The sequence below is a fragment of the Nautilia sp. PV-1 genome (assembly GCF_004006315.1).
GTDB classification, from domain to species: Bacteria; Campylobacterota; Campylobacteria; order Campylobacterales; family Nautiliaceae; genus Nautilia; species Nautilia profundicola_A.
The window spans coordinates 1,522,172-1,538,997 of sequence record NZ_CP026530.1; the positions used below are offsets into that span (position 1 = coordinate 1,522,172).

Genomic DNA, 16,826 nt, shown 5'->3' on the forward strand with positions numbered 1-16,826 from the left:
TTATAATTATTATAACACTTTTTTATTAAAGGCAGATGATGAATATTTTTATTTCCGCAAACAACACAGGTAAAGGAAAAACACATTCCACACTTTTACTAATGGAATATTTAGCTCAAAAAGGGTATAAAATAGGCGTAATGAAACCCATAGAAACAGGAGTTGAAAATTTTCCTCAAGACGGGCTAAAACTGTTTGAAAAAGCAAAGGAGCTTAATCCGTTACTTAATGCGCTTACAATAGATGATATAGTTCCCGTTCAGCATACTCTGCCTGCGGCCCCTATTGTCAGCGGTAAAGTCGATTTCGACAAAATAAAAAAAGCCTACGATAAAATAAACCCGTTATGCGACATACTGCTTATAGAAGGCGCGGGCGGAGTGCTTGTGCCTGTAACCGACAGCTTTAAAATGATAGATTTTTTAAGTTTTTTTAATGCGAAACTTTTACTGGTAATAGGCTCAAATCTCGGAATGATTAACGATTTTCTTCTTAATAAGCACTATCTGGAGACAACCAACATAAACTATACATATGCGGTAAATCTTTTTGATGAAAATGAGTATTTTAAAATATCGCATCCGTTTATGAAAAGGTATGATCCCTTATTTATACAAAAAGATTTAGATAAAATAACACAGCAGTTACTGAAAAAAAATTAAATATAATTTTATATAGGAGAAAAAAATGGAAACTCAAGAATTAAATACCCATTTAAAATTTAATAAAAAATTCGGACAGTTAATTGAAATAGGTGAAGAAAGCGCAAAAGTCAGACTGGAAGCGACTGAAGATATGGCTGTTGACGAAGAAGGTCTTATACACGGAGGTTTTACATTCGGAGCGGCTGATTTTTGCGCGATGGCGACAGTTAACGATCCTTTTGTAGTGCTTGTAAGAAGTCAATGCGAATTTATGGCTCCTGTAAAAGTCGGAGACGTAGTGGAATTTGTAAGTGAAGTTATTATGAAAGAAAAAAGAAAAGAAGAGATAAAAGTCGTAGGAACCATAAACGAAATAAAAGTTTTTGAAGGTATTTTCAGCTGTGTCAAACTTGATAAACACGTACTGAAAAAAAAATAATCCCGCTCCTTAATTTTTACTCTTTTTTCTTAATAAAGCACATATACTTTATTATATATATATGCTAATCATAATAAATCTTAATTTTAAAAACATAAATAAAGCTAAATGATACACTGTACACAATATTCAAAATTAAATAGTGACAGACACTTTATATAGACAAAAAAGAGAAAAAGAAGTATTTATCTTCTTCTGCCTCTTCCGCCTGATCTACCGCCTCTGAAGTTTCCTCTTCTTCCTCTTTTTTTGTCTCTGTCGTTTCCGCCTTTTGAATTTTTACTTCTTTCAATAAGTCTTTTGGCTTCATTCAGACTTTTACCGATTCTCTCTTTTCCGTCGGCTTCTTTTTCAAAAAGCATGCTTGCAAATTTTGTCGCAATAGTAAACAGGTCAAAATCATTTTGCAATACTTCAACAATTTCAATTGATTTGTCATTAGGCTTAATACTGCTGATTTTTTCCATAATTTTTTGAATTTCTGTATTTTTAACGTCGCTTAAAGTCGGAACCTCTTTAAGTTCTATTTTAGAAATTTTCTGAATTTTGCTTAAAGCTCTGAATTCATGAGGCGTTACAAGCGATATCGCCATACCCTCTTTGCCGGCTCTTCCTGTTCTTCCGATTCTATGCACGTAACTTTCAGGATCTAGCGGTAAGTGATAGTTAAATACGTGTGTTACGTCGTTTACGTCAAGTCCTCTTGCCGCAACATCTGTAGCTACAAGGATTTCGATTCTGTTGCCTTTAAATCCTCTTATAACCTCTTCTCTTTTTCTTTGGTCCATATCTCCGTGAAGACCTTTTGCGTCAAATCCTACACCGCTTAAAAATTCAGCTACTAAATCAACGTCTTTTTTAGTTCTGCAAAAAACGATAGCCTTGCTAGGCTGTTTATAATCGATAAGTCTTATTAAAGCGTCGTTTCTTTCATGTTCGTCAATCACATAAAAATATTCTTTAATATTTTCGTTTGTAACTTCTTTTTTGGTAATCTGAATAAATTCAGGTTCTTTTAAAATTGTCTGGGCAAGACTTAAAATCGGTTTTGGCATAGTGGCGCTGAATAACAGTGTCTGTCTGCTGCTCGGAACGTATTTGAAAATTTCTTTAATATCGTCCAAAAATCCCATATCAAGCATTTCATCCGCTTCGTCAAGCACTACGTATTCAGGTGCTATATCGATTTTACCACTGCTTAAAAGATCTATAAGTCTTCCGGGAGTCGCTACGATTACTTCCGAATTTTTAATATGATTAATCTGTCTTGAATAGCTGCTTCCTCCGTAAACTGTTGCAGTATGAATTCCGAGATATTTTCCGAATCTGAAAATCTCTTCGCTTACCTGAATTGCAAGTTCACGGGTTGGTGTAATAATTAATGCTTTTTGACCTTTTTTAAGCATATTAAGTATAGGTAGACCGAATGCCGCAGTTTTCCCTGTACCCGTCTGGGCCTGAGCTACGATATCTCTTCCTTCTAATACTGCAGGAATCGCTTTTTCCTGAATCGGACTTGGTTTCTCAAAACCGATTTCTTCCAATCTTCTTAATAATTCTTTTTTTAAATTAAAATCTGTAAATGTCATTTTTTTCCTTATTTTATTATATTGTTATATTTACAACTGTGCTGTTTTACCTTGAAGCATACGCTTCATAACTTCACAACTTATCTATATAGCTATTTTAAAGCTAAATTAATGGCAGTAGAGTTTATAGTTTAAGTAAGTGTTTTTAAAATATGGAGGATAAGGGATAATTGCCGAAAAGTTTTTAACTTCTCCAGGCAACAGTCCGTCTTTTATTATCACTCTAGTCGCTTTAATAGTATTAGGTCTGGACTGTCTTTTATCTTTGCTTCCGAATATATTCAAACCTCCCGGTTTAAAAAATGTTCCTTTGGTAAATCCTCCGCCCCAGCCGTTATTAACCAGTTTTATTTCCAGTTTGCAATAGTTTATTTTAAATTTACCTATATTTTTAACTCTACCTTTTAAAACTAACGTTTCATTGATCAAAACTCTTCTTTGCTTTACGTTTAAAAGCTCGGCTTTTTTGGTATATTTTTCCAAAATGGCAAGCCCTAATACCGCCCCGAAAGCAGTAACTACAAACGAAGCAAATATCATACTCAATAGCAGTTTATTGTTATTACCGGCAGCTTTTATGGATACTATTATTAAAAATATAAATAAAACTAAAAAGAAAACTATGTCCAGCCAGTGAAGTATAGTGAAATAAGGAATCATCATTTTTTTCTGTTCCTTTTCTCTTCTATCCCGCTTACGCCTTCTCTTCTTTTAAGTTCTTCCAAAACGGCTTCCGGATGAATATTTTTTAAAGCTAATGCAATTAATGTATGAAAAGCGAGATCCGCCGCTTCATAAATAATTTCTTTTTTGTCATTATCTTTAACTGCAAAACAAAACTCCGCCGCTTCTTCCGCTACTTTTTTAAGAAGTGAATTTTCACCTTTGTGGTATAATGAAGAAACATATGAAGTTTCAGGATTAGCATTTTTTCTATCAAGTAAAGTATGATAGAGTTCGTCGATGAAATTATACTCTATTTCTTTTACTTTGTCCAATATTATTTCATTTGAGTCGAGTTTTGTAAAAAAACAGGACTTTCTTCCAGTATGGCAGGCCACTCCGTTTTGCTTTACTTTCAGCAAAATCGTATCATTGTCACAGTCTATTAATATATCTTTTACTTCCTGCGTATGTCCGCTGCTTTCACCTTTTTTCCAAAGTTTATTTCTGCTTCTTGAAAAATAGTGAGCATATCCCGTTTGTTGGGTAAGTTTTAAAGCTTCTTCATTCATATAAGCCAGCATTAACACTTCGTTAGTATCCGCATCCTGAACAATAACAGGAACAAGACCCCCGCTTTTTTCGAAATCTACCATCATAATCCTTATTTATTTGTAGATATTACTTTTTTATTATCGTCAATATTCATCCAAATATTAGGTACCGCCCCGCCTGGAGTTAAGAAAATTTTAGCGTCTTTATTCACTTTAAGAGCTTCATTAAACTGTTTTTGAACTTCTAAAGCTTTTAATTTAAGCAAATTCGAGGTTAATGATTCGCTTATAATTTTATTCGCCTGTGCCTGAGCTTTTGATTCTATAAGCATAGCCTGCGCTTTACCTTTTGCTTCTATTTCTTTAGCCTGAGCGTTACCTAATGCAATCGCCGCTTTTTTCTCAGCTTCCTGTTTTGCTCTTAATACTTCGTATTTTGCTCTTTCGGCTTCCTGTTTGGCAATCTGCACTCTTTCAATTTGCGTTTTAATGTTTTGAGGAAGAATTATATCCCTTAACTGAAAACTTTCGAAAATAACAGGTTTATGAGGAAGTTTCGCCAGCTGTTCTCTCATTTTCGCTTCTATTAAAGTTGCTATTTCGTTTCTTTTTACAGGCAGTTCTTCAGCCGGATATTTGCCAATAACGTTTCTGACCACATCCCTTACCATAGGATTGATTATTTTATCTTCCCAGTTTTTACCGTATGTTTCAAGCGTATAGGCTGCTTCGTTCGGATTTAGTCTGTAGCTTACCGAAAGCTCAACTAGTATCGGAAGTCCTCTTGCGTCAAGCACGTTAATAGCAGGATATACTTTTATAGTGCCGTATCTGTCCGCCATGCTTCCTGCTTCATTGCTTATTCTTTTATAATTAATCATATGAACTTTAGTATCCACTACATATACTTTTTGTATTACTGGTACAAAAAAATGAAGTCCCGGCATTAAAGGTTTTTGTTCAAATTTACCTGTAGTTGCCAAAATACCGACTTCTCCAGAATTAATTACAACCCACGGTTTAAAAAGCAGGCCTATTATAAATATAGCAGCTATTATTATAATTCCGAAACCGCTGTTCCCCTGAATAAATTTAGGAGGCTCAAACTTGGGAGGTTCAAACTTATTTTCGTTTTTATTGTTATTTTTATCGTTCATCCATCCATTTAAATCTGCTGGCATTAAATTCCTTTTTATTTGTAAATTAAGATTAAAAATCTCTTATTTGAGATTTTAACCTTTTTTTATTATATATGTGTTAAATAATGTTTATAGCTTTTATCTCTTCCGTAAACAACGTCAAAATAAGCTTCTTGAAGTTCTTTTGTAATTTCTCCCCTTTTACCGCTTCCGATAATTCTTCCGTCAACCTCTCTGATTGGAGTAACTTCAGCAGCGGTTCCTGTAAAAAACGCCTCATCGGCAATATAAACTTCATCTCTTGTAATTCTTCTTCTCTCAACCGGAATATCTCTTTCCCTTGCAAGTTCAAGTACAGTTGCCTGAGTGATTGACTCAAGTGAGTTGTCGTTTGGAGGAGTGATCAGCACACCGTCTCTTACTATAAAGAAACACTCACCGCTTCCTTCGGCAATAAACCCTTCGTCATCAAGCATCAGCGCTTCTTCATATCCCGCTTCAATAGCCTCGTATTTAGCCATTTGCGAATTTAAATAATTGGCAACCGCTTTTGCTTTTCCAAAATTCGCCTTTACCGGATTTCTTGTAATAGAAGAAACTTTTACCCTGATTCCGTTTTCAAGTCCTTCTTCTCCAAGATATGCACCCCACTCCCATGCGGCAATCGCAACATGAACAGGTGCGCCGATATGATAAAGACCCATTTTACCGTAACCTAAAAATATAAGAGGTCTGATGTAAACGTTTCCTTTAAAATCATTTTTTCTTAGCAGTTCAAGCTGTGCTTCTTCAAGCTCTTCCTGAGAAAAAGGAACATCGATTTTTACTATTTTTGCCGAATTTATAAGTCTTTTCGTATGATCCTGCAGTCTGAAGATAGCCAGACCGTCTTCTGTCTGATAAGCTCTTGTTCCTTCAAAAACACCGTTTCCGTAATGCAGGGTATGAGTTAAAACATGAACTTTAGCGTCATTCCAAGGAATAAACTCGCCATCCATCCAAATCAGTTTTGCTTCATTCATTATTATATATCCTTTTTTGGGCTAATTTTATCAAAAATTTGATATTATTACTATAAATACAACTTTTACAACCCTATAAGGAGCAAAAATGGAACTGATAGCCAAAAAACTGATAGGCTCAAAAGAATTTGACGGAGAGCTTGGAGAAATAGTAAATCCTTACACCAAAAAAGTAACCAGCAAATATGTAAAATGCAGCGCTGATGATGCAAAAAAAGCCCTTGAAACCGCAAAAGAGGCTTTCAAAAACACTAAAAATTCGCCGCTTCATCAAAGAATAGCATGGATTGAAGATGTCGCAGACAGACTTGAAAAAAGAAAAGACGAATTTGCCGAATATATAACGCTTGAAGTGGCTAAACCTATCTCCCAGTCAAAAGTGGAAGTTCAAAGATGTATAGAAAACCTTAGAATCTGTGCGGCGGAAGGCTACAGAATAGTAGGTGAAACTATACCTACGGATGCAACTGAGAGCGGATTTAAAACTACCGCGTTTTATAAAAGAGTGCCTGTAGGCGTTGTGGTTGCGATTACACCTTTTAATTTCCCTCTGAACCTCGTAGCCCACAAACTTGCCCCCGCTCTGGTAGCCGGAAACAGCGTGGTGCTCAAACCTACTCCCGAAGCCCCTTATACCGCATACGCTTTTGCTAAACTTTTTATAGAAAGTAAATACGCGATAAAAGACGCTTTAAGCGTCGTATACGGAGATGCCGAGGTCGGAAGCGCTCTTGTTACAAGCCCGATTCCGAGAAAAATATCTTTTACGGGAAGTGTACCTGTGGGTAAAATAATACTTCAAAGCGCAGGAATTAAAAAAGTAACGCTTGAACTCGGAGGAAACGCCGCTACGTTTGTGGAAAGCACGGCGGACCTGGACTGGGCAGCCAAGCGCTGCGCAATAGGAGCGTTTGCAAACAGCGGACAGGTATGTATATCACTGCAGAGAATATACGTAGATGAAAAAATATATGAAGAATTTGCGGTGAAACTTGGCATTGAAGCTTCTAAACTTAAAGTCGGAAGCCCGTTTGAAGAAGATACGTTTATGGGACCGTTAATTAATGAAGAAGCTGCAATAAGAGCCGAAAAATGGATTCAAAGCGCCGTAAACGAAGGTGCGAGAATAATAGCCGGAGGCAAAAGGGAAGGCAATATACTCTCACCTACCATATTGGCCGACGTAACCGATGATATGAACGTTGTATGCGAAGAAGTCTTTGCTCCAATTGTAAGTTTGGTAAAAGTTCCTTCCTATGAAGTAGCCGTAGAAAAAATGAACGATTCTCCATACGGACTTCAGTTTTCAATGTTCAGCAACAGAGTGGATCTGATGAACAGGGCCATTGACGACTTTGAAGCGGGAGGAGTTATAATAAACGACATTCCGACTTTAAGATTTGACATCCAGCCTTACGGAGGAGTCAAACTCTCAGGCATCGGAAGAGAAGGTCCTAAATATGCCATTGAAGACATGACGGAAATAAAATCTATCGTAATCCGTTAAATAAGCCCCGCTTCATTTAAAATCGGAAGAATTTTTTCCCATATTTCTTCCAGTTTTTCTTCTATATATGAAATACTTTTTTTCTCTTCATACCATTCTTTTAAATGATTTATTGCGTTTTCTTTTTCAAAATCGTTTAATGATTTGTCATTTTTTATTTTTTCTATTGCTTTATTTAGTTTTTCCATTTAAAATCCTTTTTTACCGCATTTCCATCCGCGTCTGTTTTTAAATTCATCCGGAAATGTTATATCTAAATCCAAATCTTCAAGCTCTTCTAAAGAATTTATTTTCATAAATATTATACCATTATCCCTGAGTTTTTTAATTACATCCGAAGGCATCGAACGCCCTATTACCATCTTAATTCCAAGTTTTTCACATTCAAATTCAAGATTATAGCTTTTTCTTACTTCCCCGTTTACTAAAATATCCGCGGGATAATCGGCAAGTTCTCCGTCTTTAACAAGCACTATTGTTTTCATGTTTTCCTTTCATATGTTGGTTATTAGTATATTTGTTATGGTTATTTGTCCGGTTTTTAAATGGTTACAGGTATTCTGCCATACACTCTCTGTGCCCAAAAAATTTGCAATTTTTCTGAAACTACATTTTTCCATTCTTCATTCTCAATTCTCCATTATCAATTCTTCAAGCACATATTTAGCAAACGCAAAGCTCGCTGTAAAAGCAGGACTTACGGCGTTTAATATATGAATCTGGTTTTCTTTTCTCTCAACCAGAAAGTCCATAACAAGCTCGTTTGTGTTTTTGTTAAGCAGCTGCGCCCTGATTCCCGATGTCATAGGTTTAAATTCGCCTCTTAAATTTTTAACCAGCTTTTTAGCTTCGTTTATAAGGTTGCTTGGGATATAGTATCTCATCTCATACAGCGCCAGATCTCTGAAACCGAATGAATTTTTAATAAACAGTTTTGCTTCAAGAGATAAAATTTCTATCATTTCTCTGAAACTAAACCTGCTCGTCATTGTATAGTTTTCCCTCCAAAACGCAGGTATCGCCGTAGGCCCTATTTTAATGGTGTTATCCGCCATAAGCGTGAAATGGACTCCCAAAAACGGATTTTTAATGTTAGGCACGGGATAAATCTGCGTTTTTATCCTGTCGCTTCCGAGATATTTTCTGTATAAGCCTTTAAACGGCAGCATCGTATATTCAAGCCCCACTCCGTTTTGATGGGCTATTTTATCGGCGTAAAGACCTGCGGCGTTTATTAAAAAATCATAGCTTTGATTATATTTTTCATAAGGCGTATTAAATACGAATTTCACACCTTTTTCTTCAAGCTTTCGTTTTAATACCGAGCATACTTCCCTGGGATTTACCGTAGCGGTATTTGGAGAATAAAGGGCAAATTTGTATGTTTTGGCGTTCGGGTCTATTTTTTCGGCTTCTTTTTCGGTAATTAAATACGCTCCCGCGTTATTGGCAATGCTTCTTTTTGCAAGTTCGTGAAGTGTTTTGATTTCATCTTCGTTTTTAGCGACTACCAGCTTGCCCGTTTCATTGACACCGATACCGTTTGAATAGCAAAATTCTTTCATAAGCCTGTTGCCTTCGGCAGTCAGTTTCGCTTTCAAAGAATCGCTGGAATAATAAAATCCGGCATGTAAAACCCCGCTATTTTTACCGCTTGCGTGAAAAGCCTCGTGAGGCTCTTTGTCTATAATCGTTATTTCGTCGTCAGGATTTTTATTTATCCATTCATATGCCAGCGTCATTCCGATTATTCCCGCACCTACAACAAGTACTTTCATTATGCTCCTTTTAATTAAGTTGTGAAGTTGATAAGCAGATAAGTTGTTAAGGTTTTTTCTTCCCTCTTATATCCTTCACAACTTACCTACTTACCCACTCACTAATTCATCATATCCCAAGCTCCAAAATCTGCCACAGTTTTTCAATCTCTTCATCACTGAAAAGAAGCGTCTTTTTTTCATCAAAAAGAAGCTCTATTTTTTCCCTTTCAAACCCGTTACTCATGATACATTTCTCATGAGCCGGCAGATAGCTTCTTGCAAGGGCTACTTTTTCATTGATTTTATTTTCACATAAAAAACAGATAAAATCGTTATGAAGCCTTCCTTCTTTATCTAACAGATTTATATAATGTTCTATAACTGCTCTTTTTACATCTCTTTGATGTAAATTCTCACACAGTTCATATAGTGAATTATAATAAAATTCGTCTACTTTGCTCACATCTGTGAAATGCCTGTTTAACAGCTGTATATATCTTTTGAAAAAAATCGTTTTATTCATATCAAAAAGAAATTTAAAAGGTATCTGAGTAACGTGTCTTAATCGTTGTATAGTGGTTTTGGAGGTTTCTTCCACATGAAAATCAATTAAATACCCGACATTTATATATGAATGTCTGGCCCCGTAAAATCTGTAAAGACTCAACACTTCGTTTTTTGTCAAAATTCTGACAATTAAATCTTCATCCCTGACTCTTACAGTGCTTAATATAAAACCCTTCAATTCACTTCCTAGTTTTTGTGAATTATATAATAATTCAATATTTAACGTGTAAGAGTATTTTGCTCCAGTCGCTGCTGTGTTTATAATTTTTTATAATTAAATATTTTATGTTTTTTTTATTTTTAAATTTATCGTAATATGAAAAAAACACTGCTTTATTAATATTGTTATCGCTTCCGCCTATTAAATGAAGCTGTTTTATATTCTCCAGTTTATCAGTAAAATCAGCCGGGTTTAAAGAGCACGTTAACGGAGTTAAATGATGTATTTCACACCATTTTTTTGTATCAAGATTGCCCGCAACGGTAACAAGCATTGAAACATCGTTTCTAAAAGAGCTTATAAGGGCGGCAACCGCTCCTCCTCCTGAATATCCGATTAATACAAAAGATTTTATATCATATTTGTTTTTTAGCTGATTTAAAACATCCTGATAACTTGATATTACTTTTTTGGAAAACCTGCAATCAGTCCAGTATTTGTAATTACATTGTTTATCATTTACGTATTGACAAGGCCTTGCCAGGTATACAACACATTTATGACGGTCGTTTAAAGCCAGTTTTAAACCTTCCGGATTTAAAGGAGTGGGATTTGAAGAAATTAAATCAGACGTAATCCATGAAAGACCGTCTCCTTCTATATAAACATATACTTTCTTACATCCTTTCAGGTTACCTTCATAAGAAAAAATCTTAAATTCTTTTGTATTGAAAATATGTTTTTTAAATTTATTGCCTGCAAGTTTATCTGCTTTCGCAAGTCTTTGGGAAGGGGAAGGAATATTATATCCGCACCCTATAAGAAATAAAAAAATGAAAAAATATATTAAAAAATATATTAATTTTCTCATTTTAATTAAAATTTCATATTATATTTTGCAAATACGCTTCTGCTTGTAAATCCGCTTGTTTTTCTGTCTATATTAAATCCGAAACTAAAGGATGTGTTGTGTTGAAGTTTTTTGTCAACACTCATTCCTCCGTTAAATGTTGCCGCACTGTTTTTTATTCCGTCAGTATCAAACACAACATCGTTTGCACCCTGGAAACTTGCCGATACTGTCTGTCTGTCATTTTTAAAATTATAATCAATATTCGCATATGCTTCAAAATCGGTTGAAAGATTTAATTTATATGACAGTAATCCGCCTGTGCCTAATATCATTTCTTCAGTATTATATCCTGATACATTTAAATTCAGTCCTCCGGCTCCAGTTTCACTGTAACTTGGGGTATGGTAATATTTATATGCAAATTTTATTTTTGGAATAAATGTAAGCTGGTCTTTAATCTGCATATTTTTATTCATTACAGTCTGTAAATAAAACAGTTTTGCGTTATATGATCCTGATGCAGTCTGCCCTATTGCACTAATATATCTGCTTGTATTTACTTTCTGTACTCCGATACCTATCTGATAAGAAAGCATACTTTGATAATTAACTACCGGTTTTGAACCGTACATAATAAATGTATATCCGTCTAAATCACTTGACTGAGGCAGATCATTAGTATTCACATCGCTTTTAGAATAAGCAAACGCCAACCCTAATCTTTTAGAATCCGAATACTCCCCGTCAATTCCCAATACAAATCCGTGTGTATGTGCGCTAAAACCTTTGTAACCGTCTTTATTGCTTTGTGTTGTATATGTATAATAAGGTTTTATCCATAAATTTCTGTCTTTAAACACTTTATTACCTGAGTTTAATCCTCTTTGTCTAGCACCTATTATTGAATTTATCATATTGCTCATTCTTAATGCTGCAACAGAAGTCGTCAATGTATTAACCGGTGTAGCTTCAGCCAAGTCATTTACTTTGTCTTCATCACTGCTTCTTGAATCAAGTGTTGTTAAAAATCCGTCTATATCTGCGTTTATTTTAGGCTGATTGAATATTGTATCTAATGCTTTTGCCGTACCAATCACATATGTATCTCCGGTATTGTTTACAAGTGTTTCAAGCCCTTCATCAGCTTTTCTTACGATAAGGTTCATTGCTGTCCCGTTGTTTTCTGCCGAAAAAGCTAAAAGTGCACTGTTATCTACAAAGTTCAAAGAATATATGTCTGTACTGATATTCCCGTCTGTTGTTTCAGCTATAAGACCTTCTGAGTTGTTAAACTCTTTGTATCTAAGTTGGGAAGAATCGCTTAAAGAATCAAACCATTTTCCTATAGTGTCATCAGTTGTATTTACAAAATTAACTTTTATGGTTGAGCCTTCTTTAAATGTTATGTCTCCGCTTGTCTGGATATACGGCGTCTGTGCTGAAAGGGTTGTATTGTTTACTTCTATGTCCAGATCAAGTATTCCTTGTGCATTTTGGGTGTATGTTTTTGAATATACGGTATTGGAAATACTTAGTTTTAAATCTCCGTTGTTTATTACATCCACGCCTTTTGCGTCTATATCACCTTTAACTGTTCCGTTATTGGTAAATGTCCCTGATGTGGCAGTAGGAGCCTGGAATGTATATTCAGCTGTTATTGTTCCGTTGTTTATTACTGTTCCGGCTTCACTCCCTCCTATATATATACCTGTTTGTGCTGTAATATTCCCTTCTGTATCGTTTAATACGGTTCCGGTGTTTGTTGTTACTGATATACCCGTGTTGGATGTTATAAGATTGTTGTTTGTTACATTTGCATAGTTGTTTTCTACGTTTATACCTTTTCCGCTTCCGGTTATAAGGGCGTTATTTTCAACCGTTGCATTGTTGTCTTTTACTTTTATACCGCTGTCCGTACTTGAAATATATCCGTTGTTTGTGATTGTATTCTCATTATTTATTATATAAATTCCACTATTCATAGAAGTTATATTTCCATCCGTTTCATTAATAACAAATCCATTATTAGTAGTTGCCATAATACCGGTATTAGACGAAATAAAACCATCATTTGTTATATTTTTATTATTATTGTTTACAAAAATTCCCGTACCGCTGTTTATATTGCCGTTATTCGTAATTTCAGCATTGTTATCATTTACATTAATACCATATTCACTTGAACTGGATAAAGTTCCATTATTTGTTATATTTCCTTCATTGTCAGAAACTTCTATTCCGCTAATTGTTGAATCAATATTTCCGCTTATGTCATTTATAATTGATGCATTATTAGTTGTTACCAATATTCCCGTATGAGAATCGGAAGATATTATATTTTGATTTATAACATCAGCAAAATTGTTTTGTACGTTTATTCCTGTTGTAGTATTAATTGTACCGTTATTTAAAACAGTATTATTATTATTTGTCACATAAATACCGCCGACACTTACTTCTAACGTTCCTTTATTTGCGATAGTACCGTTATTGTCTGTAACATTAATATCATAATCATTAGAACTTTCGATAACTCCATAGTTTGTTATATAACCTTCATTATCAGCTACTTGTATAGAAGTTTTTGACGTTATTATTTGCGCATTTGTTGAATCATCTGATCCGTTTGTTATCATTCCTTTATTCATTTCAACTTGTATACCCACATCCGAAGAAAGATTATAATAGTTCGTAATATTACCGTCGTTATTTGTTACGTTTATTCCTATGTCTCCATTGTAAATATAATAATAATTATTAATTTTTCCATTATTATTTACTACGTTAATTACAGAATTATTTGTTGAACCTAATAAATTACCAACATTATCAATTTCACCATTATTATCAGTTACATTAATTACAGAACTATCAGAGCTGGACATTGTCCCGCCATAATAGTTTGAAATATAACCTTCATTATCAGCCACTTCTATTGCACTTTTAACAGTACTTATTGTCGCATCTCTATTATTAGAAATAGAACCGTTATTTGTTGTTACGCTTATACCGGTATCGGAAGTAATATTGCCGTAGTTTTTAATAACTTTATAGTTGTTTTCCGCATTTATACCGACTACTGAGCTGATTTCGCTGTTGTTGACAACACTGTTGTTATTATTAGTTACATTAATTCCAATATTGTTTGAAGAATCAATAGTTCCGTTGTTTACTACTGTATTATTGTTGTTTTCAACATTTATTCCGTTAGTACTTTGGGCTATGGTTGCGTTGTTTTCAACTGTCCCGTTGTTGTCTGTTACATTTATACCGTTACTTCCTGAAAGATATCCGTTGTTTAAAACAGTGTTTTCGTTATCTGATACATATATCGCATCGTTATTTGAAGTAATATTCCCATCTGTGTCGTTTAGAACTGTTCCGTTATTTGTGTTTACTGACATACCTGTATTTGAATTTATATTTTTTAAATTAGTTATTGTTCCCACATTATTATTTACATATATTCCAATATCATTTGTAGTTACGTTACCATCATTTTGAATTAAACCGTTATTGCTTCCATTTATTACAATACCTCTGCTGCTGCCTGAAGTGTCGTTGCTGTTAATAACACTATTATTTGTAATAGTATTATTATTATCATTTTGTACATATATCCCATAATATTGAACATCAATTGTTCCATTATTTGAAATCAATCCGATATTATCGCCATATGCTTCCATCCCGTTACCGCCGGTACTAGTAATTAACCCGTTATTAATCAAACTTCCGACATTATTACCCTCTAAGTGTACAGCTGTAGACGTAGTATTAATATTGCCATTACTATCATTCAAAATAAGCCCGTTATTATTTCCGCTTAAAAATATATCAATTGCTGCCGTCATACTGCTTGTATTTATAATATTACCATTATTGTCATGCTGTAAATAAACACCATAATGATTAGCATTTATATTACCGTCGTTAGTAATATTTCCTTCATTATTTCCATAAATTTCAATACCGTTATCATTTTCATTACTTATTGATCCATAATTCTCAATTACACCTAAATTATCACTTTCAATGTGTATTGAAGTCGAAGTCGTGTTTATATTTCCCCCACTATTATTTAAAACTGTTCCATTGTTCGTATTTATGTAAATTCCAATATTTCCGCTTATTGAAGCATTATTAATTATATTACTGTTATTATTTATTACATTAATAGCGTTACTACTATTGGTAATAGTACCGTTGTTTTCTATTAAACCATTATTATTAGTCACTTTTATCGCACTGTCACCTCCTGACATATAACCTTTATTTAAAATACTGTTTTCATTATCTGATATTAACATTGATACATTGACTGCAGTAATATTCCCGTCATTATCATTTAATACTGATCCGTTATTGGTACTTATATTTATTGCAGTAGGCGCATACATATATCCGTTATTAACAACACTGTTTTCATTATCTGTCACTAATATACCGTAACTTGAACGATCAACCATTTTATTAGTGTTTTGTATAACTCCGTTATTAGTAACAACTTGTATACCCAATCCGGAATAAATATAAGCAATATTAGATATTAGATTATTATTATTTTGAACAAATATCCCCCCGTAGCCACCTGTTATTTGTCCACGATTTTCAACAAGACTGTAATTTGTACCATTAACTTCTAAAGAAAATTTACCACTTGATATGGTTGCTCCCCAGTCGTTTAACAAATAACCGTAATTATCTGATACCAATATTGCACTATTAGAAGTAGACATTGTTCCATCATTTGAAACAGTGCCGTTATTTGTTTGAACTATTATTCCGTCATTATTAATTATTTCATTGCTATTTATAACACTACCGCTATTATTATTCACATATATTGCGCCTAATGCAGCTGCATTTATTGAACCGTTGTTAATAATGTTTCCACTATTACTAGTCACTTCTATACCATAAGCATTTGTACTTGAAATAGTTCCGTTATTAGTAATACCCCCTCCGTTATTTGATACTTTAATAGAACTTTCGCTAGAATTAATTTGTCCATCCGTATCATTTACTATAACACCATTATTAATCATTGCTGATATTCCGCTACCATCACTGCTTGTAAGCGTTCCGTTATTTGTTATATTATTTTCATTATCATATACTAATATTGAAGATTTTTTTGAGTTTATGTCTTTATAATTAATAATAGTCCCATTATTATCTTGTGTAATTTCTATACCGCTTCCCTCATCACTGTTTATTACACCATCATTTTGAATTCCTCCAAAAACACTGCCTATAACATAAACAGCACTTAAATTTGCATCAATTTCACCACCCGTATAATTATCTATAACTCCGTAAGTATCAAAATTCACTATTCCGTTACCGGATATACTATTTAAAGTTCCTTTATTAGTTATAAACTGATTATTACTTCCTGTTGTTATTGCAGTTTTTTTTGATGTTATAACGGCACCTACATCATTAAGTATTGTACCTTCATTGTATCCTCCAACAACAATACCTGAATCTACCATATCAACCAATGAGCCTTTATTAATAATTTCACCATAATTATTTTCATACACTCCTATTGAAATTTGCGATGAATTAATTTTTCCGTCTGTATCATTGATTACAGTTCCATTATTGTCTTTTTCCAGATATATACCAATACGATCGCTTGTAATATTTCCGTCATTGGATATTACATATCCACTTAACAGTGTGTCAGAAACATCAATACTACTTACACTAGTAGTAATACTTCCTGTATTAGTCACTGTTATATTTTCATCTCCTGCACTTGTTATTTGAGATGTAGTTGAAGAATCTATTGTCTGATTAGCCAATGCTATACATGCAACTATACTTAATAAAAAGATTTTTTTTCCGACGTTCATAGTTAACCTTTTTTTTATAAAGTTTTAATTCTATTTTAATAAAATAAACAAATTGATGCCATGAC

14 protein-coding genes are annotated in these 16,826 nt (G+C 33.9%); 3 read left to right on the plus strand and 11 right to left on the minus strand.

Features of this window, described 5'->3' with window-relative positions; translation table 11 throughout:
• Nucleotides 1-38: 38 nt before the first annotated feature.
• Together bioD and C3L23_RS08055 are read left to right on the plus strand one after the other, a co-directional pair.
• Nucleotides 39-662, plus strand: coding sequence for a dethiobiotin synthase (bioD, locus tag C3L23_RS08050; RefSeq protein ID WP_127681599.1), 624 nt, complete (start codon nucleotides 39-41; stop codon nucleotides 660-662).
• A gap of 25 nt (nucleotides 663-687) precedes the next feature.
• Nucleotides 688-1,083, plus strand: a complete 396-nt coding sequence (locus C3L23_RS08055) for a PaaI family thioesterase (RefSeq protein WP_127681601.1) — start codon at nucleotides 688-690, stop codon at nucleotides 1,081-1,083.
• Nucleotides 1,084-1,268: 185 nt separating this feature from the next.
• Here C3L23_RS08055 and C3L23_RS08060 read toward each other — a convergent pair whose 3' ends face one another.
• The 5 genes from C3L23_RS08060 to C3L23_RS08080 form a co-directional block, all read right to left on the minus strand.
• Nucleotides 1,269-2,672 carry a DEAD/DEAH box helicase gene (locus tag C3L23_RS08060; protein WP_127681603.1) on the minus strand — a complete coding sequence of 468 codons (1,404 nt, stop codon included), beginning with the start codon at nucleotides 2,670-2,672 and terminating at the stop codon, nucleotides 1,269-1,271.
• 108 nt (nucleotides 2,673-2,780) lie between these two features.
• Complete coding sequence (locus C3L23_RS08065; RefSeq protein ID WP_246831060.1) at nucleotides 2,781-3,335, minus strand: DUF2393 family protein; 555 nt, start codon at nucleotides 3,333-3,335, stop codon at nucleotides 2,781-2,783.
• Nucleotides 3,332-3,991 (minus strand): bifunctional phosphoribosyl-AMP cyclohydrolase/phosphoribosyl-ATP diphosphatase HisIE, encoded by a 660-nt coding sequence (hisIE, locus tag C3L23_RS08070; RefSeq protein ID WP_127681605.1) that lies wholly within the window; start codon nucleotides 3,989-3,991, stop codon nucleotides 3,332-3,334. Before hisIE ends, C3L23_RS08065 begins: the two co-directional genes overlap by 4 nt.
• Before the next feature lie 8 nt (nucleotides 3,992-3,999).
• Nucleotides 4,000-5,070 carry an SPFH domain-containing protein gene (locus tag C3L23_RS08075; RefSeq protein ID WP_127681607.1) on the minus strand — a complete coding sequence of 357 codons (1,071 nt, stop codon included), beginning with the start codon at nucleotides 5,068-5,070 and terminating at the stop codon, nucleotides 4,000-4,002.
• Between the two features lie 65 nt (nucleotides 5,071-5,135).
• Nucleotides 5,136-6,050 (minus strand): branched-chain amino acid transaminase, encoded by a 915-nt coding sequence (locus tag C3L23_RS08080; protein ID WP_127681609.1) that lies wholly within the window; start codon nucleotides 6,048-6,050, stop codon nucleotides 5,136-5,138.
• An 88-nt stretch (nucleotides 6,051-6,138) separates the two neighbouring features.
• Between C3L23_RS08080 and C3L23_RS08085 the strand changes: the two genes are divergently transcribed.
• Nucleotides 6,139-7,557, plus strand: coding sequence for an aldehyde dehydrogenase family protein (locus C3L23_RS08085; protein ID WP_127681611.1), 1,419 nt, complete (start codon nucleotides 6,139-6,141; stop codon nucleotides 7,555-7,557).
• Here the strand turns inward: C3L23_RS08085 and C3L23_RS08090 are convergent.
• The 6 genes from C3L23_RS08090 to C3L23_RS08115 form a co-directional block, all read right to left on the minus strand.
• Nucleotides 7,554-7,745: a hypothetical protein gene (locus tag C3L23_RS08090; RefSeq protein ID WP_127681613.1), complete on the minus strand. Its 192-nt coding sequence runs from the start codon at nucleotides 7,743-7,745 to the stop codon at nucleotides 7,554-7,556. The genes C3L23_RS08085 and C3L23_RS08090 overlap by 4 nt on opposite strands.
• Nucleotides 7,746-8,042: a hypothetical protein gene (locus C3L23_RS08095; RefSeq protein ID WP_127681615.1), complete on the minus strand. Its 297-nt coding sequence runs from the start codon at nucleotides 8,040-8,042 to the stop codon at nucleotides 7,746-7,748. It abuts the gene before it with no gap.
• A 144-nt stretch (nucleotides 8,043-8,186) separates the two neighbouring features.
• Complete coding sequence (locus C3L23_RS08100; RefSeq protein WP_127681617.1) at nucleotides 8,187-9,335, minus strand: NAD(P)/FAD-dependent oxidoreductase; 1,149 nt, start codon at nucleotides 9,333-9,335, stop codon at nucleotides 8,187-8,189.
• 109 nt (nucleotides 9,336-9,444) lie between these two features.
• Nucleotides 9,445-10,062 (minus strand): recombination protein RecO, encoded by a 618-nt coding sequence (gene recO, locus C3L23_RS08105; protein WP_127681619.1) that lies wholly within the window; start codon nucleotides 10,060-10,062, stop codon nucleotides 9,445-9,447.
• Between the two features lie 34 nt (nucleotides 10,063-10,096).
• Nucleotides 10,097-10,915, minus strand: coding sequence for an alpha/beta hydrolase (locus tag C3L23_RS08110; protein WP_127681621.1), 819 nt, complete (start codon nucleotides 10,913-10,915; stop codon nucleotides 10,097-10,099).
• A 5-nt stretch (nucleotides 10,916-10,920) separates the two neighbouring features.
• A complete protein-coding gene (locus C3L23_RS08115) occupies nucleotides 10,921-16,761 on the minus strand; it encodes an autotransporter domain-containing protein (RefSeq protein ID WP_127681623.1) in 5,841 nt (1,946 codons plus the stop codon).
• Between the last annotated feature and the right edge of the window lie 65 nt (nucleotides 16,762-16,826).

What these genes read in the sequence shown, in the direction of transcription:
- C3L23_RS08095 (WP_127681615.1), bottom strand. Translation starts at nt 8,042, where the DNA reads ATGAAAACAATAGTGCTTGTTAAAGACGGAGAACTTGCCGATTATCCC.
- C3L23_RS08115 (WP_127681623.1), bottom strand. Translation starts at nt 16,761, where the DNA reads ATGAACGTCGGAAAAAAAATCTTTTTATTAAGTATAGTTGCATGTATA.
- C3L23_RS08110 (WP_127681621.1), bottom strand. Translation starts at nt 10,915, where the DNA reads ATGAGAAAATTAATATATTTTTTAATATATTTTTTCATTTTTTTATTT.
- C3L23_RS08075 (WP_127681607.1), bottom strand. Translation starts at nt 5,070, where the DNA reads ATGCCAGCAGATTTAAATGGATGGATGAACGATAAAAATAACAATAAA.
- C3L23_RS08065 (WP_246831060.1), bottom strand. Translation starts at nt 3,335, where the DNA reads ATGATGATTCCTTATTTCACTATACTTCACTGGCTGGACATAGTTTTC.
- C3L23_RS08060 (WP_127681603.1), bottom strand. Translation starts at nt 2,672, where the DNA reads ATGACATTTACAGATTTTAATTTAAAAAAAGAATTATTAAGAAGATTG.
- C3L23_RS08090 (WP_127681613.1), bottom strand. Translation starts at nt 7,745, where the DNA reads ATGGAAAAACTAAATAAAGCAATAGAAAAAATAAAAAATGACAAATCA.
- hisIE (WP_127681605.1), bottom strand. Translation starts at nt 3,991, where the DNA reads ATGGTAGATTTCGAAAAAAGCGGGGGTCTTGTTCCTGTTATTGTTCAG.
- C3L23_RS08100 (WP_127681617.1), bottom strand. Translation starts at nt 9,335, where the DNA reads ATGAAAGTACTTGTTGTAGGTGCGGGAATAATCGGAATGACGCTGGCA.
- C3L23_RS08085 (WP_127681611.1), top strand. Translation starts at nt 6,139, where the DNA reads ATGGAACTGATAGCCAAAAAACTGATAGGCTCAAAAGAATTTGACGGA.
- C3L23_RS08055 (WP_127681601.1), top strand. Translation starts at nt 688, where the DNA reads ATGGAAACTCAAGAATTAAATACCCATTTAAAATTTAATAAAAAATTC.
- C3L23_RS08080 (WP_127681609.1), bottom strand. Translation starts at nt 6,050, where the DNA reads ATGAATGAAGCAAAACTGATTTGGATGGATGGCGAGTTTATTCCTTGG.
- bioD (WP_127681599.1), top strand. Translation starts at nt 39, where the DNA reads ATGAATATTTTTATTTCCGCAAACAACACAGGTAAAGGAAAAACACAT.